Consider the following 23,333-nt stretch of genomic DNA (forward strand, 5'->3'; position numbering starts at 1 on the left):
GCCGCACTGCCATGGTCGTCCGCACGGAGCGGATCGGGGCGGGGGCGCCCATCCCCTGAACAGGGTTTCCCATCTCAGCAATCGCTACCTTCGCCCAGTAGGAGAACTGCAATGACGCGTACGTGCAAGGCAACCCTCGCCCTCGTCGCGCTGCTGCCAGCGCTCGGCGCCTGCGGCGGCAACAGCTCCGAGAAGTCGGCAGGCTCCGACGGGGCGATCAAGTTGATGAACATCACGGCCGTCAACTCGCCGCTGCAGAACTACCCGGACGTCAAGGCCGGAGCGGACGCGGCCGTGAAGGCGATCAACGCGAAGGGCGGCATCAACGGCAAGAAGATCGACCTGCTCTTCTGCAACACCAACTCGGACCCGAACCAGGCCCTTTCCTGTGCCCGCCAGGCGGTCTCCGAGAAGGTCGCCGCCGTCGTCGGCTACACCGACACCTTCTCCAGCCAGGCTCTCCCGGTTCTCGAGAAGGCGAACATCCCCGCCATCGGCCTCATGCCCCGCGGCAACGCCATCGAGCTCAACTCCGCCGCCTCGTACCCCTTCGAGGGCGGTTCGGCCGGCAGTTCGACGGCCGCCCCCTACGGCCTCAAGGGTGAAGGGGCGACGACCGTCGTGTCGGTGGTCGCCGACGTGCCGTCCGCCGTCGCCAACGCCGAGCTCACCAAGAAGGGCGCCGAGCTGGCCGGCCTCAAGTACGGCGGCACGGTGAAGATTCCCACCAGCGGTGTCACCGACTACGCCCCCTACGCTCAGCAGATCAAGGCGATGGGCGGGGACGGCGTCATGTTCAACGCGACCGTCGGCCAGATCCAGGGGACGATGAAGGCCACCCAGAGCCTCGGCATGACGGTCCACTACGCGCAGCACGCCACGGCCTTCGGCGTGAACGAAGCCAAGAAGACGGGTGCGACGGCCGAGGGACTGCTTCTCGTCAGCGCGTACCCCGCCTACAGCGACACCGCGAGCGAGGGCGTCAAGGCCTTCAACGCCGACATGGACGCTGCGGGCTCGGCCGACCCCGGGCTCAAGCGGCCCACCGCCATCAACTCGTGGCTGTCGGTCTACGCCGTCAAGGCGCTCGCCGAGGGCCAGGGCGGCGCTCCGGGCATCAAGGGCGACATCACCAGTGAGAGCCTGAACGAGGCCATGGCGCAGGCCCAGAACATCGACCTCATGGGTCTGGCCACGTGGACGCCGAAGGGCAGCGGGCCGGCCGACATGCCGCGCGTCGCCCACGCCTCGTACAACTTCCTGGTCGTCAAGGACGGCGCGGTCGCCCCGACCGACATCGCCCCGGTCGACATCGTCAAGGAACTGGGAAGCGCCGCCGGCGCCGGTGCCTGACCCCATGGTGGAGCCAACATGACCACGTTCATCCAGTTCGCCTTGCTCGGCCTGGGAGCCGGCGCGGCGTACACCCTTCTGGCCCAGGGACTCGTCCTCGCCTATCGCGGATCGGGCGTCCTCAACTTCGCGCAGGGAGCGTTCGCGCTCATCGCCGCGTTCCTCTTCCTGGAGCTCAGGCAGAACCGGGGGCTGCCCTTCGTCCCCGCCTTCCTCGTGGCCGTGGTGGCGACCGCCGTGCTGGGCGCGCTCGTCTACGACCTGATCATGCGTCCGCTGGCCAAGGCGGCCGCGGTCACGCGCGTGATCGCCACGCTGGGGCTGATGATCCTGATCCAGAACGCGGCGGTGCTGATCTGGGGACCCAACCCGCAGAGCATGCACTCGTCACTTCCGACGTCGACCATCGCCCTCGGCGACGTGTACGTGGGAATCGACCGGGTCATCATGTTCGCCATCGCGGCGGCGCTCACCGCCGTCCTGTGGGCGGCGAGCCGGTTCACGACCCTCGGGCTCGCGCTCAGGGCGGCGTCCGACAATCCGACTGCCGCGGCGAGCCTGGGGTGGTCCCCGATCACGTTCGGACGGCTCACCTGGCTGCTCAGCAGCGCCGTGGCCGCGGTCGCCGGCATCCTCATCGCCCCGCTCTCGTCGGTGAGCGCGGCGGAGATGCCCATGCTCGTCGTGCCCGTCCTCGCCGCGGCCCTGTTCGGCTCGCTCAAGTCGTTCCCGGTCGCCTTCCTGGCGTCCATGCTCATCGGCGCCGGCCAGTCCGTCGTCGGTTACTACGTCCACGTGCAGGGTGCGGCGGAGAGCCTGCCGTTCCTGCTCATCATCGCGGTGCTCGTCCTGCGCGGACGCGGGCTTCCCGGCCGAGGCCACGTCAACGACATGCTTCCCGAGGTGGGCTCGGGCCGGGTGAGGCTCTCGGTCGTGATCCCCATCGTGGTGATCGTCTCCATCCTCGTCCTGGGCGTGTTCCCGGTGGACCTCGTCGACGCGGTGACGGTGACCATGGGGTGGGCGCTGCTCCTCCTGTCCGTGACCGTGCTTCTCGGGTACGCCGGACAGCTGTCGCTGGCGCAGTTCGCCGTCGGCGGCCTCGCCGCCCTGCTCGCCGGGAAGCTCGTCAACGACGCGGGCCTGTCCTTCGCTCCGGCGATGATCCTGTCGGTGGCGCTCATCGTGCCGGTGGCGATCCTCATCAGTCTCCCGGCCCTGCGCACGCGGGGTATGGATCTCGCCGTCATCTCGCTCGGCGTCTGCGTCGCGGTGACAGCGCTCGTCTTCACCAACGGCGACCTCACGGGAGGCGCCGCCGGTATCCCCACCGGCGACCGGTCGTTCTTCGGCATCGACATCGACCCGCTGATGGATCCCTCGAAGTACGCCCTGTTCGTGTTCTTCGCGTTCGTCGTCTGCGCCCTGGTCGTGGCCAACGTCCGCCGGGGCACGGCGGGGCGCCGGCTGCTCGCCATCCGCACCAACGAGCGCGCCGCCGCGAGTCTCGGCATCAGCGTCTTCGCCGGCAAGGGTTTCGCGTTCACGCTCGCGTCGGTCGTGGCGGCCGTCGGCGGTGTGGCCCTGGCCTTCAAGGACTCCCTGCTGATCTTCGAGAACTACCAGCCGATGTCGTCGCTGCTCGTCGTCGCCTTCGCCATCGTCGGCGGCGTCGGGTACCTGAGCGGATCGGTTCTCGGCGCGACTCTCGCCACGGGCGCCATCGGCAGCTGGATCCTCACGCACATCTTCGACAACCCCGACCCGGCCTGGTTGGGGCTCGTGGGCGGCGTGGGCGTCATCATGCTGGCGGTGCAGAACCCCAACGGTCTCGCGGGGGAGAACCTCAAGCTCATCCACGCGATCGGCCGGCGCATCCGCAAGCCCGCCCCCGAGCCACCCGCCACCCCCGCGGCGCGGACGCCGGTCAAGCCGCAGCGGTGCACCCCCACGACCCTGGAGGTCGACGGGCTGACCGTCCGGTACGGCGGCGTCACCGCGGTCTCCGACGTGAAACTCACCGTTAGGCCGGGAGAGGTCCTCGGGCTCATCGGGCCGAACGGCGCGGGCAAGACCTCGCTCATCGACGCGGTGACGGGCTTCACGGTTCCCGCCACCGGCGAGATCCGCCTCAACGGCAAGCGCATCGACACCCTGCCCGCGCACCTGCGGGCCCGCGCCGGCATTGCACGGTCGTTTCAGTCTCTCGAGCTGTTCGAGACCAGTACGGTGCAGGAGAACATCTTCGCCGCCTGCGACGACGGCTCCCTGCGGACGTACCTCACCGACCTGGTCCGCCCGCGCACCCCGGTGCTCACCCCGGAGGCCGAGGCGGCGCTCGAGGAGCTCGACCTGGTCCGCCACCGTGACGAGCCGGTCGAATCGCTCGCGTACGGCAAACGCCGGCTCCTCGCCATCGCCCGTGCGGTCGCGCAGAACCCGACCGTGGTGCTCCTCGACGAGCCGGCGGCGGGACTCAGCGGCCACGAGGTCGAGGAGCTGCGCCTCGTCGTGCGGCGCCTGGCCGACGAGTGGGGGTTCGCCATTCTCGTCGTCGAGCACGACATGTCCTTCGTCATGCGGACCTGCGACCGCATCACCGTCCTCAACTTCGGTGAGCAGATCGCCTACGGAACCCCGGAGGAGATCCAGGCCGACCCCGCCGTCGTCAAGGCCTATCTCGGGCAGGCGGCCGGAGAAGGACGCGAGCCGGTCGACGCCAAGGAGGCGCGATGACCATCCTCAAGGCCGACGGGATCAGCGCCGGCTACCACAACCACCCGGTCGTGCACGACTTCACCCTCTCCGTGGAGCCGGGCCAGATGACGGCGATCCTCGGGCCCAACGGCGCCGGCAAGACCACGACGCTGCTGACCCTGGCCGGCGTGCTCAAACCCCTCGCCGGATCCGTCGAGATGTACGGCAAGGCGGCGCCCAAGTCCCTGCACGCGCGGGCGCGTGAGGGACTCGCGTTCATCAGCGAGACCCGCTCCGTGTTCATGGAGCTGACCACGCTGGAGAACCTCAAGGTGGGGCAGTGCGACGTGGCGCGGGCGCTCGATATCTTCCCTGAGCTCGAACCGCTCCTGCCGAAGCCTGCCGGCCTGCTTTCCGGGGGCGAGCAGCAGATGCTCACCCTCGTGCGCGCCCTGACGCGGGGGCCGAAGATCCTGCTCATCGACGAGCTGTCGCTCGGGCTGGCGCCGAAGGTCGTCGAACGTCTCCTCGACGAGGTGCGCCGCGCGGCCGACGAGGCCGGGATCGCCGTCGTCCTGGTCGAGCAGCACATCAACCAGGCGCTGTCGCGGGTCGACGACGCGATCGTGCTCCGCCGGGGGCGGGTGTCCCTCAGCGGCCGAGCCGAAGAGCTGAGGAACCAGACGAGCAAGATCCAGGACGCATACCTCAGTCACTGAGGAGGGTGGCGGCGACGGCCGGGGTGATTCACAGAGAGCGGCTGGTGAACGCCTCGATCTCTTCGGCGATCTTCCAGGGCGATGCCTGCCGGCTCGCGACGACGACCAGGATCTCGTCCGAGGACGGTTGCTCGCTTCCCGCCCGGCCGTCCAGCCACGGTTGCAGGGCGTCCGTCATCTCCGCGAGCGCGCCGCCGAACTGCGCGCGGACGTCGCCGGTGCCGCCGGCGCGAAGCCAGCCGCGCAGGACGTGGTTGTGGGTGGCGACGACCGCGGCCGCGGCGACCTCGTGGCGAAGCCGGAACGCGTCCCGATGCTCATCCGGCCGGCGGCTGTTGAGGTAGGCGGCGAACGCATGCTGGTAGCGGCTGGTCGTGGCGAGTTCCCGCTCGCGCAACGCCGGCACCTGTCGCGTCAGCTCGTATCGTCTGACCGCCGTCTCCGGGTCCCCGGCGTACATGTCGAGCACGATCCCCGCCGCCTCGCCGACGACCGAAAGCGGCGACCGCGCGGAGCCGGCCGTGTCCAGGAACTCGGTCACCCGGCGCAGGCAGTCGTCGTGGTCGGGAAACACGGCGTCTTCCTTGACCCGGAAGTACCGGAAGAAGGTTCGCCTGGCCACGCCCGCGGCGCTGGCGATCTCGTCCACGGTCGTCTCGCCGAAGCCGTTGGCCAGGGACAGGCTGATCGCCGCGGACATCAGCTCCCGGCGTACGTCTCGCCGCGTGGACACGCTACTCCTTCACCGGCCAACCCCGACTCTGATGCGACTATAGCGCCAGACCTGTGCGGTGGCACTCGATGCCGTAGCATATGTCACTGAGTGACTAAACTCCGTTCTGGGAGAGATCATGAGCTTCCCTCTGTACGCCCCCGCTGAGGAGCACGAGATGCTCCGCGAGACGGTCCGGGCCCTCGCCGACGAGAAGATCGCCCCGCGTGCCGCGGCGGCCGACGAGAACGAGGAGTTCCCCTGGGAGGTCTACAAGGACCTCGTCGCGGCCGACCTGCACGCCGTCCACATCCCCGAGGCGTACGGCGGAGCGGGCGCCGACGCGCTCGCGACCGTGATCGTCATCGAGGAGGTCGCCCGCGCGTGCGCCTCGTCCTCGCTGATCCCGGCCGTCAACAAGCTGGGCACCGTGCCGCTGCTGCTGTCGGCGTCCGAGGAGCTCAAGCACCGCTACCTGACGCCGGTGGCGCGCGGGGAGGGCATGTTCTCCTACGCCCTGTCGGAGCCGGAGGCCGGCTCTGACGCCGCCTCGATGAAGACCAGGGCCGAGCGTGACGGCGACCACTACGTGCTCAACGGCACCAAGATGTGGATCACCAACGCGGGCGTGTCGGAGTACTACACGGTCATGGCCGTGACCGACCCCTCGGCCGGCGCCCGCGGCATCTCGGCGTTCGTGGTGGAGAAGGACGACGAGGGCGTCTCGTTCGGGGCCAAGGAGAAGAAGCTCGGCATCAAGGGCTCGCCCACGCGCCAGGTCATCCTGGAGAACGTCCGCATCCCGGCCTCGCGGATGATCGGCGAGCCGGGGACGGGGTTCAAGACCGCCCTGGCCACGCTCGACCACACCCGCATCACGATCGCCGCCCAGGCGCTCGGCATCGCGCAGGGCGCGCTCGACTACGCGCTCGGATACGTCAAGGAGCGCAAGCAGTTCGGCAAGGCGATCGCCGACTTCCAGGGCCTGCAGTTCATGCTCGCCGACATGGCGATGAAGCTGGAGGCCGCCCGCCAGCTCACCTACGCCGCCGCCGCAAAGTCGGAGCTGGCCATGAAGGGCACTCGGGTCAAGGACCTCACGTTCTTCTCCAGCGCCGCCAAGTGCGCCGCCTCCGACGCCGCCATGGAGATCACCGTGGACGCCGTCCAGCTGCTGGGCGGGTACGGCTACACGCGGGAGTTCCCGGTCGAGCGCATGATGCGCGACGCCAAGATCACTCAGATCTACGAAGGCACCAACCAGATCCAGCGCATGGTCATGGCCCGCCAGCTCCTCAAGTAACCCCCGAAATGCGCAAACCCCGTCTCCCTCATCTGGGCGGCGGGGTTCGCTGTGTCCCGACAGGACTCCTAAACGATCACTGTTCCGTCCCTGTTCCGTGAGAGGTAGTTGCGCTTCCGAGTGGCCACGCCCGAGCCCGAGCTACCGCGGAAGCGCTCCGTTCTCATGACACCCCGGTTTGTCAGTCGCCATCTGTAACTTGATCCGAGGTGCTCGGAAGGAAGGTCAGATGGCGGGACGCGCGAGGGATAAAACTTGCGAAGAACCAGGTTGCGATCGGCCGCAGAGGGCTCGTGGCCGGTGCAACCCGTGTCTCAGCAGGGCATATCGCAACGGAGAGATCGAGCGAGTACAGGTTCACGGGCGTGTCGGCTGTGAGGTTGAGGGTTGCGACCGCCCCCATCGCGCCAAGGGTTACTGCAGCGTCCACTACGCCAACTTCCTTCGGACTGGTGAACCAGTTGCAGCGAGGCAGGTTGTGCGGGGGACCGTAGAAGAGCGGTGGCTTGCGAAGGTTATCCCGACTCCAGACGGCCACTGGCTCTGGCCTGAAGCCCCTAAAGGATGTCCGTATCCGAAGTTGGGGGTGACGATCGACGGTAGGCAGACGACAGAGTATGCCCACCACGTTGCCTACCGGTGGGCCTACGGGGCACTACCTGAGGGCCGCGTTGTCCATCACATCTGTGGTCTAAGGCTCTGCTCGAATCCTGAGCACTTGCAGGCAGTCGACGAGGTGGCGAACATCCTGGAGATGAAGGAGCGCCTGAGCCTTCAGCGGGAGATCGCGGCGCTCAAGGCTGCGATCGCATCGCTTGAAGCGGCTCTGAACGAGGCTAATGACCGAAAGGGGGTAGCAGGAGATGCCCCGCTGGCCTGAGGACCGTGAGATCCGCAGGTGTGAGGTCCCTGGTTGTGAGGGGAAACACGCTGGCCATGGATACTGCAAGAAGCACTTACACCGCTTCCAACGGAATGGCGATCCGTTGCTCGTACGTCATCATGTGGACACGGGAACGGTCGAGGAGCGCTTCTGGAAGAAAGTCAAGCCGGGGCCGGATGGCTGCCTACTGTGGGGCGGCGCAAAGGTACCGGATTCCAAGCGTCCTGCCGAGGAGCGGTACGGCATGTGGACTTGGGATGAAGATGGCCGGACCGAAGGGCGCCTTGCGCATAGGTTCGCTTACGAGAGGACTAAGGGACCGATCCCGGAGGGAGCTCAGCTTCATCACACCTGTGCCCGCCGAGCCTGCGTGAACCCGGACCACCTGCAGCTCGCGACCGCTCTAGAGAACACAGCCGAGAGTCTCCAGCGCAAGCATCTGCGTTCGAAGCGAGACGCATTGCTAGAGCGTTACTCGGCATTGATGGCGCAAGCTCAGGCGATGGGGTTGCGCGTGGTGGCCGAGACGCTCGAGAGCGGCGATTCCTAATCGGCCGCTCTCAGCCGCAGGGGATGAGTTTGGAACATGCGATCATCGATGGCCTGCCGAGCGCGGTCGTGGGAGCCAGGCATCAAATGGGCGTACACGCGGAGCGTGAAGCCGGAGTCGGCATGGCCGAGGTACTCCGCGAGTTCCTTGATTGAGACGCCGCCAGCCAGCATGACGCTGGCGTAGTAGTGCCGAAGTTGGTGGAGGCCTTCCCGGCGTGAGGTGGTGAACCGCTTCCGGGCGCGAGCGTCTTTTTCGGCAGCCGGAATGACGCCAGCGGCTACGAGGGCGGGCTTCCAGACGAGCTCGCTGTAGCCGCGCGCCCGGACGAACTTGTCGTCAGTCCAGCGGAACAGCAGGTTATGCGTTCTGAGCTTGCCGTTCGTCTTCTCCCAGGGCAGCGAACAGACCAGCGGTACATGAACCTTCACATGACGCTGAATTGCCTCATCGGCCCACTGGGGGAGCGGCACCACCCGTTCCCGGTCGTTCTTGGGCAGCGCGTAGGACTCCGACCGACCTAGATCGACCGAGACGGCTGGCCTGACCACGAGAACAAAGCAGATCACGTTGATGTTGACGTGCTCCAGGCGTTGGAGATCCTCCGAGGTCAGGAAGAACATCAGCAGCCCGCGATCGTTTGGACTGGCCATGCCGGGGACGGAACATACGCGGAGTGACGGTTGTGGTTTGAGGTCAGCAGAGAGCATTTCAAGCGGACCGCGTTTCATCGGCTGCGATGCTGGGGCGGCTCGGGCCGGTTAGCGATCCACCGGAGCAGCCGGAATGCGCGTTCGCTCGAAGAATTGGACCCGAGGAGGGCGACCGTCATGATGGCGATTCCCGCAGCCAGGTGAACGCTCACGATGATGGCACCGAGGACGGGGTGTACGACCGAAGCCACAGAGGCTCCACTGGCGGCAGTGATCGCGGCCCAATTACCGTAGCGCTTCGTTACTGACATGTCTCAAGCTGATCACCAGTACATCTGCCAAGTCTGCATTCGCAAGCGACCCTGGGTAACCCCAGGTTGCCCGAGGTTGTCACAAACTGTCACATTCTGTGACAGTCCGTGTCTTTCGTGTGCGTTCAGCTAGGTCCTCTTTAAACTGAAGACGTAGAAGATGCCCAGCTCCCCGATGCAGGTGAGGAGAGGCGCACTCACTTGAAACTGCACGAATCCTCGCAACTGTTCATTGACTACCTCAAGGAGGCACGCGAAGCGGCCTGGAACCCCTCGGCCTCATGGTTGGCCCGTCACTCCGGCATAGCAAAGAGCACGGTAGAGGGTCTGATCGACGGGCGTCGCCGGCGGCTACCGGATTGGGGCACACAGGTCGAGCCCCTGTTGAGGGCCTACCAGCGCAAGGTGAACGACGATCGGCGTGGGAACCCGGATGCGATACTGGGGCCGATCCCCGTTTGGAAGCGGGCTTATGACGATGCGCAGAACGACCGACCCATCACATGCCCGCTCCCTGCTCTACCTTCTGATCTCTCAGTCAGAGGCCAAGAAGGCTCAGGCGGGGACTGTCAGTCGCTTAGGTCTGGTTTGGGACGGCCGATTGGGCAGCTACGAGCATTAGATCTGGAAGTTCATCCAGCGATCGATGCCGGGGCGGAAGCTTCTGGTCTGGACGGCATGCCCGCCTACGTCCGACGTCCACTTGATGATGCGCTAGCTGGCGTAGTGACAGAGGCTCAGGAGCGAGGCGAAACTCGCATTTGTGTCCTGGTAGGTGGATCCTCCACCGGGAAAACGCGGGCTTGTTGGGAGGCAATCCGCCTGCTGCCTCCCCCGTGGCAGCTTTGGCATCCGCTACGTCCGAATCGACCTCAGGCCGTGCTGGCCCACTTAGAGAGCCTCAATCCTTATACAGTAATATGGCTGAATGAAGCTCAGCATTATCTCCTTACCCCAGGCAGTCGGACCGGGGAATATGTTGCCGCTGCGCTTCGTGAGTCTATTGCAATAGGTGACAAGCGACCAATATTGGTGCTAGCCACACTGTGGCCGCAGTACTGGAACATCCTCACCTCCGTCCCGTCTCCTGGCGAGCCGGATCCACATGCACAGGCTCGTGATTTACTCAAGGGTGCGAGCATTCGCGTCCCAGACGCATTCACTGGTTCCGAGCTTGCTGCCGCTCGTGTCCATGCGCTCCGAGATCCACGGCTGGCCGAGGCCTTATCTCATGCGCGGTCCGGAGCCCTGACCCAGTATCTAGCTGGTGGACCTGCTCTAATCGAACGATACAAGAATGCGAGCCCCGCAGCCCAAGCAATTATCCACGCCGCCATGGACGCGCGGCGTCTGGGGTATGGTGCTGCCCTTCCGCGGCTGTTACTTGAGGAGGCTGCTTCAGGGTATCTTAGCGACGATCAATGGGATCTTTTGTCCGATGACTGGCGGGAACAAGCATTCGCGTATCTGACTGACGCCCGGCCGTGCCGTGGAGCGCGTCCCCCGCTCAGCCGTATCAATCCTCGCCCCGGTGCATCTTCTCTTTATAGACAGACTGGCAATGAGCCAAGCTACCAACTGGCCGACTATCTGGAACAGCACGGCGCACAAACTCGGCGTCGACTGTGTCCCCCGGCAGAGTTTTGGGAGGCTGCCGTGAGCCATGCGGCGACTACGAACGATCAGATGGCTCTGGCCAAGGCCGCAAGAGATCGGGGGCGCCATCGCCTCGCTTTCGTCCTCTGGCGCCATGCCGCCGATGCAGGTAGCACCCCCGCCTTATTCAATATGGCGGAGATACGCGAGCGGGCCGGTGACCGTGACGAGGCTGAGCAATTAGCCAGGGCGGCTGCCGACGCCGGAGACACTGCGGCCTTACATACTCTGGCCGAACGGCGCGAGTGGATGGGGGATCGTGAAGGCGCTGAGCGCTTGGCCAGGGCGGCTGCCGACGCCGGTGATGCCTCTGTGCTGCAGACGGTAGCTTGCCTCCGGGAACGGGCTGGAGACGGTGAAGCGGCAGAGCGCTTGGCGAGGGCGGCTGCCGACGCTGGCAACCCTCGTGCGCTACAAGACCTATCTTGGCTGCGCGAGCGATTCGGAGATCACGAGGGAGCTGAGCGCTTGGCCTGGGCAGCTGTTGACGCTGGTAGTAGCTCTGCATTGCAGAATGTGGCTCGCCTGCGCGAACGAGCTGGGGATCGTAAAAGTGCTGAGCACTCGGCTATAGCCGCTGCCGTCGCCGGCCATACCTTTGCCACACAAGACCTGTCATGGCAGCGCGATCAGTTGGGGGATCGTGAAGGTGCTGAGAGGCTGGCGCTGGCAGCCGCTGAGGCAGGTGACCTCACCGCGCTACAAGCTCTGGCCGAACGCCGTGAGCGAATTGGACACTTCGAACAGGCAAAACGACTTTATCATTTAATCGCTGAAGCGGGCGGCGAAGTGAAAGTCTTCAAATACACTGAAGAGATGGCACCCAAGGAAAATTCCGATCAAACAAAAGAAGGATTTAGCCACATCCTCGCGCTCCGCGTATTAGCTGTTCAGAGAGAGAATGTCGGGGACTATAAGGAAGCAGAGCGGTTGTATCGGGTTCTTGCTGATTCCGGCGATATATCCGCACTCAAGGATGCTGCCCGATTGTGCGAGAAAGCCGGCAGTTTTGAAGAAGCGGAGCGGTTGTATCGGCTTCTTGCTGATGCTGGCGATACATCCGCATTAGAGGATGCCGCCCGACTGTGCGCGGTGATCGGAAACGCTGATGAGGCAGAACGGCTTTATCGGATACTCGCGGGTACTGGCGATACATCCGTGCTTCATAAGATTGCTGAGTTGAGGGAAAGGGCTGGAGATAGCGAGGAGGCAGAGCGATTGGCAGCGGCGGCGGCCGGAGCTGGCGACACCTCAACCCTTGAGTACTTGTCTCGCTCACGTGAGTGGGCCGGAGACCATGAAGGGGCTGAACGACTCGCACGAGCGGCCGCTGAGGCCGGCAACACGTCAATTCTTCGTAACTTGGCCGAGCGGCGGGAGCAAGCCGGGGATCGCAAGGGAGCAGAGCGCCTGGCACATACTGCCGCTGAGGTCGGTGACACCTCTGCGTTCCACGTTTTGGTGGAGCGACGGGAGGAGGCTGGGGATCATGAGGGGGCTGAACGGCTAGCCCGAGTTGCCGCCGACGCTGGCAATACCTTAGCGCTTCATATCTTGGTGGAGCGACGGGAGGAGGGTGAGGATCATCAGGGGGCTGAACGACTAGCCCGAGTTGCCGCCGACGCGGGAGATACCTCTGCCCTAGAGAATCTGGCGCGAGTGCGTCTCAAGTCCACAGGTAAGAAGCAATGGAGATACGTGCTTCGGTTCGGGCTGGAGGCGGACGGGCGAATTGCCGATCCATGGTGAGTGACTAGGAGACTACCGGGGGTGGGAGCTGGGCAAGCGTGTTCTAAAGCGCAGTGAAGCTTCTGCTTATTAGGTCGAGCTGTGACACGAAGCGCCGTGAATGTTCAGAGCAACGATCAAGGTCTCGCTTCGTGACAACCAGCCTTATGCCATCAAGTTCGATGCGTGCTTTTTTAAGGTCTTGTAGGACGTGGGGCAGCTTATTAGGTTGCTGTTGCATCTTGGTGAGCTCTCCGAGTCCGTGAAGTACTGCATTGCGAGCCTCAATGAAACCACGTACGACCGAGTATTCGGCAGTATCCTGCCGCAGGTCGACGTTGTGGTGATCTTTCCAGGCTTTCTCTTGCTTCGGCCAACTCGCAACACTTGACTCATTCACTACTGGAGTGGTCTTTATAAGCAAGTGCAGGCTGAAATGTTCAACAACTGCAACCAATGCGGCGAGCGTCAGCTCACGGCGTCGGCGCTCTGGGTCGCCGCCCGCTAGAGGGATGCGCCCGGGGCGCAGCGTAATGGGGGCCTGGCTTCGCTTGTGCTCCGCGAGAATGAGTCGCAAGTCCGTCACGGCCTGCTCGGCCGCAAGAGACGGCAGTTGCCGGCTTGTCATTGTTGCTCTGCAGCCCAGTCGTACGTCCAGCGATGGAGCTCGTCCTCGCTTGTGACAGATCGAACGCGACCGCGAGACGCACGAGTTCCAAGAGCCCCCAAGGCTGCGCTGTAGACGGGCCGGGAGATAGGTGAGGCGCGATCGTAGCCACCTAGTACTTCATCGACGGTGATGGCGCCATGGCGAGCCAGCGTATACGCAGCTGCAGATTGTACTATTTCACCAGCGCGAGTGGAGGTGAAGACCGACCGCAGCCATTCTCGACGCCGCTCACCGCCTCTTCCATGGGGAAAATCCTTGTAGTTGGCAAAAGGGTCCTGGAGCCATAGTGCCTGCCAGCCAGTCATATAAGCGTTGTCTTCTAGCAACTCTGTGAACCGATCAAGCGTGTACCGGTGACTCTCATCTGGCAGATAGCTTAGGTACCTTGCGATATGGGGAGTCATGGTTTGCTCTTTACGGAGCATTTGCATGCATGTCGGTACTACCTCATTATGGAAAGGTAGGCCGGCAAGGTGGCTAAACGCGCTAGGAATGAGCTGGAGGACAGCTTGTTTTTTTGATGCTGCGAGCGTCCTATCGGACCAGAGCTCTAAGACCCGGAGATAGGCAGCCGTCTGAACATCGTCGGGATACGGACTGGAGGCTATGGTGTCACCATAAGGGCCAATGTCGATTTCTGTAAGGTCGAGTTGTGCTTCTTCTGCAATTTCTTGAAAGAGATGCTGACGCATATTGAGTTGCGTCTCGTACGTCCTCCGCCGCTGAATAAGTGTTTTCGAGTCGTTGAGGGTCAATCCTATTTTGCGAGCGTTCTCCTCCAAAATGTCGATAGCTTCCAGTGCGCCAGACCAAGATTGGCTAGCTATAAGGAAATCGTCGTTGTAACGCCATACCCGTAGGCCGCGTCGCAGAAGGGCACGCTCTAGTACATCGACGTAGACCTCGGCCAGCACGTCCGAGGGTGCAGACTGCTGAGGAAGGCCGAATCTGCGACCAGTGATTCCCAAGAGCAGCCCGATTACTGCGTCTACGCCATCGACATCGCCGGTCTGGGCGATAAGTTCTCGCCCTAAAAGGTCATAGTCGATGTATTGGTAGCAGGCAACAATGTCGGCCGTCACGATGTGCGAGCACTCCTCCTCCAGAGGAGCACGCTTGAAAGTCGCGTAGGCGGTAGCGGACCTATCCGGCTGCGGTATATCTCCCTTCCAGCGGTTGACCAAAGCCCTGAACGCAAGCCTGTCTCTCAATGCGAGTTCCGCAATTGGGCGTACTCCGTTGCGATGCTTGCGAACAGGGACGATCTGCTCGGGGACCGGCTGGAAATCTCCCCGAAGTCTCCGGGATGCCCAACGCGCGACATCCTCATTCCGGCTTAGGACAGCGTAAGTCACGGGGGCTGGTACGAGCTGGCGAGGAAAACCGCGCTCCGCGATGACCGCGTCCTGAAGCGCGGTGATACTGAGAAGGTGGTCTCCGATGCGCATGGTTCCTCCGGCTACTGATGCCCAGGGACAAGGTACCCGGCTCACGGCCAAATTGTGATGATCTTGGGATCTCTATGTCTCTTTATGGGTGATAGATCCTAATTGGGTCGGCTGATCGCAAGGGTATACGCCGGGGTGGCAGGCACTAACGCCGCGAGGTCCGCATCGCAACTGCCAACCTCGCCAAGCGATCAGGGAGGCATACCAGCGGGTGTTGTACCGGCCAGCAGACCTCCTGATTGAGAGCCATTGAGGGCGGGGCCGCTGCTGGCAGCCCGAACGCCGGCCGGACACCAGTCGCAGCGGTGCAGCTCTTCCACCGGCCGTGGCCAGCGTCCGCACGCCACACTCGTGAGGAACCCCCTAGATGTCCGTCACCCACCCTGGCAGGTCGCTTTCGCTGATCTCGCGCCATACTCGAGCCACGCCTTCCGGGTCTTGCTTATAGGCCTCGCAAAGTAGGCCTGCAACAGGCGGAAGCAGCTCCTCCAGCTCTGCTTCAAGTGCAACCTTCAGGCTCTCAAGTAGGAAGGGAGCGGCTTCGACAGCATTGCTGTTCTGAAGCAGGATCTTTCCCTGTACCGCCAGGGTTCTCGCCAGGTTGGGCAGGTAGGCATTGGGGTGGGTCTTGGCCAGGGTGTGGTAGAGCTTGATGGCTTCTTGGATCGCGGTCAGTGCTTTCTCCCGCTTTCCCAGATTCGACAGGCAGGTGGCTTGGTTGTTCAGCGCCATGGCGAGGTCGGGTAGGAAGGCGTCGGGATGAATCTTGGCCAGGGTGCGGTAGAGCTTGATGGCTTCTTGGATCGCGGTCAGTGCTTTCTCCTGCTGCCCCAGATTCGACAGGCAGGCGGCTTGGTTGTTCAGCGAGTTGGCGAGGTCGGGCTGGAAGGCGTCGGGGCGGGTCTTGGCCAGGGTGCGGCGGATCTGGACGGCTTCTTCAATGACGGTCAGTGCTTCCTTCCGCTTCCCCAGCCTCGACAGGCAATTGGCCTGGTTGTTCAGCGCCATGGCGAGGTCGGGTAGGAAGGCGTCGGGATGAATCTTGGCCAGGGTGCGGTAGAGCTTGATGGCTTCTTCGATCGCGGTTAGCGCTTCCTCCTGCTGCCCCAGGTTCGACAGGTAGGTGGCTTGGTTGTTCAGTGAGCTGGCGAGGCTGGGCTGGAAGGCGTCGGGGCGGGTCTTGGCCAGGGTGCGGTAGAGCTTGATGGCTTCTTCGATCGCGGTCAGTGCTTTCTCCTGCTGCCCCAGGTACGACAGGCAGATGGCTTGGTTGTTCAGCGCCATGGCGAGCTCGGGCTGGAAGGCGTCGGGGCGGGTCTTGGCCAGGGTGCGGTAGAGCTTGATGGCTTCTTCGATCGCGGTTAGCGCTTCCTTCCGCTGCCCCAGGTCCGACAGGCAGGTGGCTTGGTTGTTCAGTGAACTGGCGAGGCTGGGCTGGAAGGCGTCGGGGCGGGTCTTGGCCAGGGTGCGGCGGATCTGGACGGCTTCTTCAATGACGGTCAGTGCTTCCTTCCGCTGCCCCAGGTCCGACAGGCAGGTGGCTTGGTTGTTCAGCGCCATGGCGAGGTCGGGCAGGAAGGCGTCGGGGCGGGTCTTGGCCAGGGTGCGGTAGAGCTTGATGGCTTCTTCGATCGCGGTTAGCGCTTTCTCCCGCTGCCCCAGGTTCGACAGGCAGGTGGCTTGGTTGTTCAGCGCCATGGCGAGGTCGGGCTGGAAGGCGTCGGGGCGGGTCTCAGCCAGAGACCGATATACGGTGACGGCTTCGGTGACGGCTTCCAGAGCCTCTTCCCGCCGACCTACTTGTGCCAGGACTGTGGCGAACTTGCTGCTCCATTCGGCTATTTGAGTCTGGTCGATGCCGACCGGCAGAAGGTCACGGACCCGGCGAGTCACCGCCACAGCAGCAGCGGCCAAGGCCACTGTCGGGTAAGGGACCATCTCAGCAATCTGCTGAAGATCGGCCACGGCGGCCGGGGCGTCTTCCAGCACATGAGCAAACAGATCACCTAGGCGGGGACCGGTCTGGACCGCGACCACGATCGCCGCGGCGGCCAGACCGGTCAGATCCTGCCGCAACACCTGCTCGATCAGCCGGGAACCTTGATCGTGATGGGCGCAGGCGCGGACCAGAACCGTCAACATCTGCACCGCTTGCCGCTCGGTCAAATCGGTCGCACAAGCCCGGCGCAGCAGCGAATTGGCTATCAGCTCATGGACGGCGTGTCGCTCGGCCAGCAGGTCGGGCCGCAACGCCTCCACCCGTTCCCCGCCGCCGGGATACACCTGCCGCAGCCATCGCACCACCGCCCCCACCCGCGCATCATCGGCTCGCGCAAGGTCGGGCACCCGCCGTACCACCGCCCGCACGGCGTCCTCATCATGGTCCTGCGCGTCCAGCAGCAGCGCCACCGCGGCGACCACCTGTTGCAGCACCGCCAGAGCAACCCCCACCCCAGCGCGCCGAGCGGTCTTGTCCCATAGCCGACGTTCATGCCCCAATAGCCGGTCCAACACCCCCAAGTCCGCAGCCGCCCGCCCCCCGGCCGTCCCCTGCTCCTCATCCAGCACCGCCACCAGCGCTGCCGCGTGCAACACCAGGACCGGCAACCGCTCTGCCGAAGTTACGGTGAAGGACATTCGCGGTACCGGGCGGCCCCGCGCCGCCGCGAAGAACGGCAGCGCTTCCTCGATCACCTGGAGATCGCTGCGATCGGCATCCAACGCGGGCGCCAACTCCAGCACCGGGGTGCGCGCCACCAGAGCCCGGACCGCATCTGATTCGGTGTCCAGCTCCGTCCACCACTCACCTGCCTGACGGGCCAGCAACAACACCCGCAGCCTGCCCGCATCCCCAGTCGCTTCCAGGCGGGCCACCTCAGCTAGCATGGCTGGCAGTTCGGGGCGGGTCTCGGCGTAATCGACTAGCAGCAACACCCGCTGATCTGCCTGGCCGGCGGCCCGGACGGCCGCCACCTCTTGGCCCGGCCGGACCTGTTGGCACTCCCAGTCCATGAATGGCAACGACTCGGCCAGATGCAAGGCTAGCCGGGTCTTGCCCACCCCGCCCTGACCGGTCAGCAACCGCACCGGACACGCCGCCTCATCCTCGCACCAGCCGGTCAGCGCCTTCAGTTCCTCCACACGCCCGGCGAACATGACCACTCCGCGTTCGGGACGCAGCAATCCCGCCACGCTCTCACCTGTTGAGACCACCTCGCGCGTGGCGGCCAATGCCGCCCGCCGCGTCCCCTCCTCAGCAACCGCGGCAGCTTCCGCCGCCTTGACCGCCCGGCGGGCAGTAAGCCACTCGCTGACATACGACCCCGCAGCCCCCGCTGCGATCGCCCCCAACACGGCCGATACGAACCGCACCGCCAGCGGCCACGTCGAGGGCGCCCACGGCATCACCGCTGCCACCACGCCTGCCGCTATCAGCAGCAGCAAAAACCTGAACGGCCGCCCACGGTACCTGTCGCCCATGACTCTAGGATCACGACCTACCGAGATCAACAAGCGTGAACACGGTCAATTGCGCCGGGACCGTGATCTGGCCCCGGCCCCCATCCTTAGATTCAGCACTCAGGATTGGCTCGAGCGCCCAGAGCTGTGATCTTGTTCCGTGGGTGTTCCGTGAGAGCCCGAAAGGCAGCGAGAATCGGCCGCAGGCATCGACAAGCGTATGCCCTGGTCGAAGGCCTGGTCGGGTAGCCGGCCCAGGTGCGCCAAGAGCACGACGCAGAACACCCAGATCTACGAGGGCACCAACCAGATCCAGCGCATGGTCATGGCCCGCCAGCTCCTCAAGTAGGACACGACCAGCGGAAACTCATTCCCGGCGTGGCTGTACTCCCCGTACGGGTGATCCCCGGCGCGCGGTCATCGGCGCGCGGAGGGGAGGGACGGTGGGCCGGCGTTCCATCGGGCATTGTGTCTCCGGCTCGTTGTCTCTGGGCGGTGGAGCTCGATGAGGTGCCACACGCCCTGGGGCCCGAGCAGTTCCGTGTCAGAGGCGCTCGGGGTGGGGCAGGGAAGCGCGAGCGGCGGGGAGCTTGCTCACCCGCCGCTGCGCGCCGGTGGTCAGATCCGGCGGAAGAGTGCGGCCAGGGCCTGGCCGCCGCCGATGCACATGGTCACGACGCCGAGTTCCAGGTTGTGGCGGACCAGGTGCTTGGCGACCCGCAGGGTGAGGATCGCACCGGTGGCCCCGACCGGATGCCCGAGCGCGATCGCCCCGCCGTACGGGTTGGTCTTGTCCGGGTCGAGCCCGGCATCCCGGATGACCGCGACGGCCTGCGCGGCGAACGCCTCGTTCAACTCGACCACGTCGATGTCGCGCGGGGTGGTGCCGGTCTGATCGAACAGTTTGCGCAGCGCGAGCACCGGGGCGTACCCCATCAGCTCCGGTTCCATCGCCGCGGTCGCCACCGCCTCCAGGCTGACCAGCCCGCCCAGCCCCCGCTCGGCCGCGACCGACTCGCGGGCGAGCACCAGCGCCGCCGCGCCGTCGTTGATGCCGGAGGCGTTGCCCGCGGTGACCGTGCCGCCCGCCTCGAACGCGGGCCTCAGCCGGGCCAGGTCCTCCAGAGTGGTGTCCGGCCTGGGGTGCTCGTCCACCTCGACGATGTGCGGCCTGCGACCGCCGACCTCGACGGGGGTGATCTCCTCGGCGAACGCCTGCTTCGCCTCCGTGGTCGCGGCGCGGCGCTGCGACTCCAGCGCGAACTCGTCCTGCGCCTGCCGCGACACGTCGTACGTGCGCGCGACGGCCTCGGCGGTGCGGCCCATGTGCATGTCGTGGAACGGGTCGGTGAGCATCATCACGGTGCCGTCGACGAGCGTGCGGTCGCCCAGCCTGTAGCCCGACCGCGCGCCGAAGTCGTAGAACGGCATCCGGCTCATCGACTCGTCGCCGCCGGCCACCGCGATGTCCACCCCGCCCCAGCGCATCTGCATCGCCGCCGACCACACCGCCTGCAGCCCGCTGCCGCACAGCCGATTGACGGTGTAGGCCGGGATCTGGCTGGGCAGGCCGGCGGCGACGGCCACACGCCGGGCGTTGTACGCGTCCGGCCCCACCTGGCCGATACAGCCCATCACCACCTCATCGACCTGCGCCCCGCCTACACCGGCGCGCCGCAACGCCTCCTGCACCGCCACAGCGCCCAACTCATGGGCAGGCACGTCCTTCAACGCGCCCCCGAAGCTACCGACCGGGGTCCGCGCCCCGTCGACCACCACGATCTTCTCGCCAGGCTCCATGGCGCACCTTCTTTCCTTCAGGGGGCGGCGATGAGCAGGGCGATTCCTGTCGGCTTCCGAAACACCCGCCCTGCTGCGGCCAAGATTGTTGGACATCCTAGTATTTACTTGGACGTCCTAGTAAGTTGCGCTGCGGCGGTCCCCTAGCGCCCTGTCAGAAGGAACCCCCATGCACGTTCCCCAACACCCGGTCCGCCTGGTCACGGCGGCTGCACTGTTCGACGGTCACGACGCGGCGATCAACATCATGCGGCGGATCCTGCAGTCGCAGGGGGCGGAGGTAATCCATCTGGGGCACAACCGGTCGGTGGAGGAGATCGTCACAGCGGCGATCCAGGAGGACGCGCAGGGGGTGGCGGTCAGTTCCTACCAGGGCGGGCACGTGGAGTTCTTCACCTACCTGGTGGATCTGCTGCGTGAGCGCGGCGCCGGGCATATCAAGGTGTACGGCGGAGGCGGCGGGGTCATCGTGCCCGAGGAGATCGAGCATCTGCACGCGCGCGGGGTCGCGCGCGTCTTCTCCCCGGATGACGGCCAGCGGCTGGGGCTGGCCGGGATGATCAACACGATCACCCAGACGTGCGACGTGGATCTGGCGGCGGGGGAGCCGCCCGCCGTTGAGACGGTGGCCGCCGGCGATCAGCGGGCGCTGGCGCGGGCGATCACGCTGGTGGAGTCCGGCGCCGCCGACGACCGCTGGCTCGCGGAGCTGCGGAGCGTCGCGGACGCGCGCGCAGTCCCGGTGCTGGGCATCACCGGCACCGGCGGGTCGGGCAAGTCGTCCCTCACCGACGAGTTGCTGCGCCGGATCGGCCTCGACTACGAGGGCAAGCTTCGCGTGGCCGTGGTGGCGGTGGATCCGACGCGGCGCCGGGGCGGGGGAGCGCTGCTGGGCGACCGCATCCGGATGAACAGCCTGGCCGGCGGTGGTGTGTACTTCCGCTCGCTCGCCACCAGGGGAGCCCAGGAGCTGCCCCCGCACATTGGCGACGTGCTCACCGCCTGCAGGGCGGCGGGGTACGACCTGGTGATCGTGGAGACCCCGGGAATCGGCCAGGGCGACGCCGCGATCATCCCGTATGCCGATGTGTCCCTGTATGTCATGACACCGGAGTTCGGCGCGGCGTCCCAGCTGGAGAAGATCGACATGCTGGACTTCGCCGACGCGGTGGCGATCAACAAGTTCGAGCGCAGGGGCGCGGAGGACGCGCTGCGGGATGTGCGCCGGCAACTGGTGCGCAACCGGGAGGCGTTCGGGGTGCCGCCGGAGGAGATGCCCGTCTTCGGGACGATCGCCTCGCGGTTCAACGACGAGGGTGTGACCGCTCTGTACCTGCGGTTGCGTGAGCTGCTGAGCGAGCATGGGCTGCCGGCGGGACCCCGCTCGCTGCCCGAGGTCGCGGGAACGACCTCCACGGCCTCGCCCGGGATCGTGCCGCCGTCCCGGATCCGCTACCTGGCGGAGATCGCGGACACCGTCCGCGGGTACCACGCCCGCACCGTGGAGCAGGCGGAGGCGGCGCGCAGGCGGCAGCACCTCACCGAGGTCCGCGCGCTGCTCGCCGGGGAGGGCGCGGACACCACGGCGGTGGATGACCTGCTCGGCCGCGCGGAGGCCGCGGTCGATCCGGGGAGCCGCGCGTCGCTGGACGACTGGGAGACGACGGTCGCGGCCTACCGGGCCGACGAGCTCGTGGTGCGCGTTCGCGACCGGGAAGTGCGCACGCCGCTATGGCGGCACACGCTGTCGGGCAACCGCATCCCCCGCGTCGCGCTGCCGCGGTTCGGCGACCACGGCGATCTGTTGCGCTTCCTGCGGTCGGAGAACCTGCCGGGACGGTTCCCGTTCACGGCGGGGGTCTTCCCGTTCAAGCGGGACGACGAGGACCCGACGCGGATGTTCGCGGGGGAGGGCGACGCGTTCCGCACGAACCGGCGGTTCAGGCTGCTGTCGGAGGGCCAGCCGGCGACCCGGCTGTCCACCGCGTTCGACTCCGTCACCCTGTACGGCCACGACCCGGACGAGCGGCCCGACATCTACGGCAAGGTCGGCACCTCGGGCGTGTCGATCGCCACGCTGGAGGACATGAAGGCGCTGTACGACGGGTTCGACCTGTCCGCGCCGAACACCTCGGTCTCCATGACCATCAACGGCCCCGCGCCGACCATCCTGGCGTTCTTCCTCAACACGGCCGTCGACCAGGCGCTCGATCGCTACCGCGAGGAGCACGGCGGCGAGCCCTCGCCGGAGGAGGCCGCGCGGCTGCGCGCCCGGACACTGGCGACCGTACGCGGCACCGTGCAGGCCGACATTCTCAAGGAGGACCAGGGCCAGAACACCTGCATCTTCTCCACCGAGTTCTCCTTGCGGATGATGGCCGACATCCAGGAGTGGTTCATCGCCAACGGGGTGCGCAACTTCTACTCGGTGTCGATCTCCGGCTATCACATCGCCGAGGCGGGCGCGAACCCGATCAGCCAGCTCGCCTTCACCCTCGCCAACGGCTTCACCTACGTGGAGGCCTACCTCGCCCGCGGCATGAAGGTCGACGACTTCGCGCCGAACCTGTCCTTCTTCTTCTCCAACGGCATGGATCCCGAATACAGCGTGCTCGGCCGGGTCGCCCGGCGCATCTGGGCGATCGCCATGCGGGAGCGGTACGGCGCGGACGAGCGGGCGCAGAAGCTGAAGTACCACATCCAGACCTCCGGCCGCTCGCTGCACGCCCAGGAGATGGACTTCAACGACATCCGCACCACCCTGCAGGCGCTGATCGCGATCTACGACAACTGCAACAGCCTGCACACCAACGCCTACGACGAGGCCGTCACCACCCCTTCGGCCGAGTCGGTACGGCGGGCCATGGCGATCCAGCTCATCATCAACCGCGAGTGGGGTCTGGCCGCCAACGAGAACCCGCTGCAGGGATCGTTCATCATCGACGAGCTGACCGACCTGGTGGAAGAGGCGGTCCTGCGGGAGTTCGAGCGCATCTCCGACCGCGGCGGCGTGCTGGGGGCCATGGAGACCGGATACCAGCGCGGCAAGATCCAGGACGAGTCCATGCTGTACGAGCGGCGCAAGCACGACGGCAGCCTGCCGATCATCGGTGTCAACACCTTCCGCAACCCCGGCGGCGAGATCCAGCACGGCCCGCTGGAGCTCGCCCGCGGCACCGAGGACGAAAAGCGGTCTCAGCTCACGCGGCTGCGGTCCTTCCACCAGGCGCACGCCGAGGAGGCGGAGGCGGCGCTGGCCCGCCTCCGGCGGGCGGCCATGTCGGACGACAACGCCTTCGAGGTCCTGATGGATACCGCTCGCGTCTGCTCGCTCGGCCAGATCACCGAGGCGCTGTTCGAGATCGGCGGACAGTACCGCCGCAACGTCTGA

15 protein-coding genes are annotated in these 23,333 nt (G+C 65.6%); 9 read left to right on the forward strand and 6 right to left on the reverse strand.

Annotated elements, in window-relative coordinates:
- The first annotated feature begins 111 nt into the window (after positions 1-111).
- From QSK36_RS39940 to QSK36_RS39950, 3 genes are read left to right on the forward strand one after another with little or no spacing between them, the layout of a single operon-like run.
- Positions 112-1,353, forward strand: coding sequence for an ABC transporter substrate-binding protein (locus tag QSK36_RS39940; protein WP_183541556.1), 1,242 nt, complete (start codon positions 112-114; stop codon positions 1,351-1,353).
- A gap of 18 nt (positions 1,354-1,371) precedes the next feature.
- The gene (locus QSK36_RS39945) at positions 1,372-4,089 is read left to right on the forward strand and encodes a branched-chain amino acid ABC transporter permease/ATP-binding protein (RefSeq protein ID WP_285785995.1); all 2,718 of its coding nucleotides are present in this window, start codon (positions 1,372-1,374) and stop codon (positions 4,087-4,089) included.
- Positions 4,086-4,769, forward strand: coding sequence for an ABC transporter ATP-binding protein (locus QSK36_RS39950; protein WP_285785996.1), 684 nt, complete (start codon positions 4,086-4,088; stop codon positions 4,767-4,769). Before QSK36_RS39945 ends, QSK36_RS39950 begins: the two co-directional genes overlap by 4 nt.
- Before the next feature lie 28 nt (positions 4,770-4,797).
- Here QSK36_RS39950 and QSK36_RS39955 read toward each other — a convergent pair whose 3' ends face one another.
- Positions 4,798-5,502, reverse strand: a complete 705-nt coding sequence (locus QSK36_RS39955; RefSeq protein ID WP_285785997.1) for a TetR family transcriptional regulator — start codon at positions 5,500-5,502, stop codon at positions 4,798-4,800.
- 115 nt (positions 5,503-5,617) lie between these two features.
- On the opposite strand from QSK36_RS39955, the gene QSK36_RS39960 reads away from it, so the two are divergent.
- The 3 genes from QSK36_RS39960 (at position 5,618) to QSK36_RS43640 (ending at position 8,217) form a co-directional block, all read left to right on the forward strand.
- The gene (locus QSK36_RS39960) at positions 5,618-6,784 is read left to right on the forward strand and encodes an acyl-CoA dehydrogenase family protein (RefSeq protein WP_502883445.1); all 1,167 of its coding nucleotides are present in this window, start codon (positions 5,618-5,620) and stop codon (positions 6,782-6,784) included.
- 586 nt (positions 6,785-7,370) lie between these two features.
- Entirely contained in the window at positions 7,371-7,664 is a 294-nt protein-coding gene (locus QSK36_RS39965) for an HNH endonuclease signature motif containing protein (RefSeq protein WP_285785998.1), read from the forward strand.
- Positions 7,665-7,911: 247 nt separating this feature from the next.
- Positions 7,912-8,217, forward strand: a complete 306-nt coding sequence (locus QSK36_RS43640) for an HNH endonuclease signature motif containing protein (RefSeq protein WP_352241760.1) — start codon at positions 7,912-7,914, stop codon at positions 8,215-8,217.
- Here QSK36_RS43640 and QSK36_RS39970 read toward each other — a convergent pair.
- Complete coding sequence (locus QSK36_RS39970) at positions 8,214-8,948, reverse strand: tyrosine-type recombinase/integrase (RefSeq protein ID WP_285785999.1); 735 nt, start codon at positions 8,946-8,948, stop codon at positions 8,214-8,216. The two genes, QSK36_RS43640 and QSK36_RS39970, sit on opposite strands and share 4 nt — an antisense overlap.
- Before the next feature lie 2,021 nt (positions 8,949-10,969).
- On the opposite strand from QSK36_RS39970, the gene QSK36_RS39975 reads away from it, so the two are divergent.
- Positions 10,970-12,586 carry a tetratricopeptide repeat protein gene (locus QSK36_RS39975; RefSeq protein ID WP_285786000.1) on the forward strand — a complete coding sequence of 539 codons (1,617 nt, stop codon included), beginning with the start codon at positions 10,970-10,972 and terminating at the stop codon, positions 12,584-12,586.
- A 43-nt stretch (positions 12,587-12,629) separates the two neighbouring features.
- Here QSK36_RS39975 and QSK36_RS39980 read toward each other — a convergent pair whose 3' ends face one another.
- The 3 genes from QSK36_RS39980 to QSK36_RS39990 all read right to left on the reverse strand — a co-directional run bounded on the left by QSK36_RS39980 (position 12,630) and on the right by QSK36_RS39990 (position 18,163).
- The gene (locus QSK36_RS39980) at positions 12,630-13,193 is read right to left on the reverse strand and encodes a hypothetical protein (protein WP_285786001.1); all 564 of its coding nucleotides are present in this window, start codon (positions 13,191-13,193) and stop codon (positions 12,630-12,632) included.
- On the reverse strand, positions 13,190-14,683 hold the full coding sequence (locus QSK36_RS39985) for a reverse transcriptase domain-containing protein (protein WP_285786002.1): 1,494 nt from the start codon (positions 14,681-14,683) through the stop codon (positions 13,190-13,192). The genes QSK36_RS39980 and QSK36_RS39985 overlap by 4 nt, the downstream gene beginning before the upstream one ends.
- A 363-nt stretch (positions 14,684-15,046) precedes the next feature.
- On the reverse strand, positions 15,047-18,163 hold the full coding sequence (locus tag QSK36_RS39990) for a tetratricopeptide repeat protein (RefSeq protein ID WP_285786003.1): 3,117 nt from the start codon (positions 18,161-18,163) through the stop codon (positions 15,047-15,049).
- Between the two features lie 199 nt (positions 18,164-18,362).
- Between QSK36_RS39990 and QSK36_RS39995 the strand changes: the two genes are divergently transcribed.
- Positions 18,363-18,491: a hypothetical protein gene (locus QSK36_RS39995; RefSeq protein WP_285786004.1), complete on the forward strand. Its 129-nt coding sequence runs from the start codon at positions 18,363-18,365 to the stop codon at positions 18,489-18,491.
- A 269-nt stretch (positions 18,492-18,760) separates the two neighbouring features.
- Here QSK36_RS39995 and QSK36_RS40000 read toward each other — a convergent pair whose 3' ends face one another.
- Complete coding sequence (locus tag QSK36_RS40000; RefSeq protein WP_285786005.1) at positions 18,761-19,942, reverse strand: thiolase family protein; 1,182 nt, start codon at positions 19,940-19,942, stop codon at positions 18,761-18,763.
- Between the two features lie 169 nt (positions 19,943-20,111).
- On the opposite strand from QSK36_RS40000, the gene icmF reads away from it, so the two are divergent.
- Entirely contained in the window at positions 20,112-23,333 is a 3,222-nt protein-coding gene (gene icmF, locus QSK36_RS40005; protein WP_285786006.1) for a fused isobutyryl-CoA mutase/GTPase IcmF, read from the forward strand.

The organism is Microbispora sp. NBRC 16548 (assembly GCF_030268985.1).
Taxonomy (GTDB): domain Bacteria; phylum Actinomycetota; class Actinomycetes; order Streptosporangiales; family Streptosporangiaceae; genus Microbispora; species Microbispora catharanthi.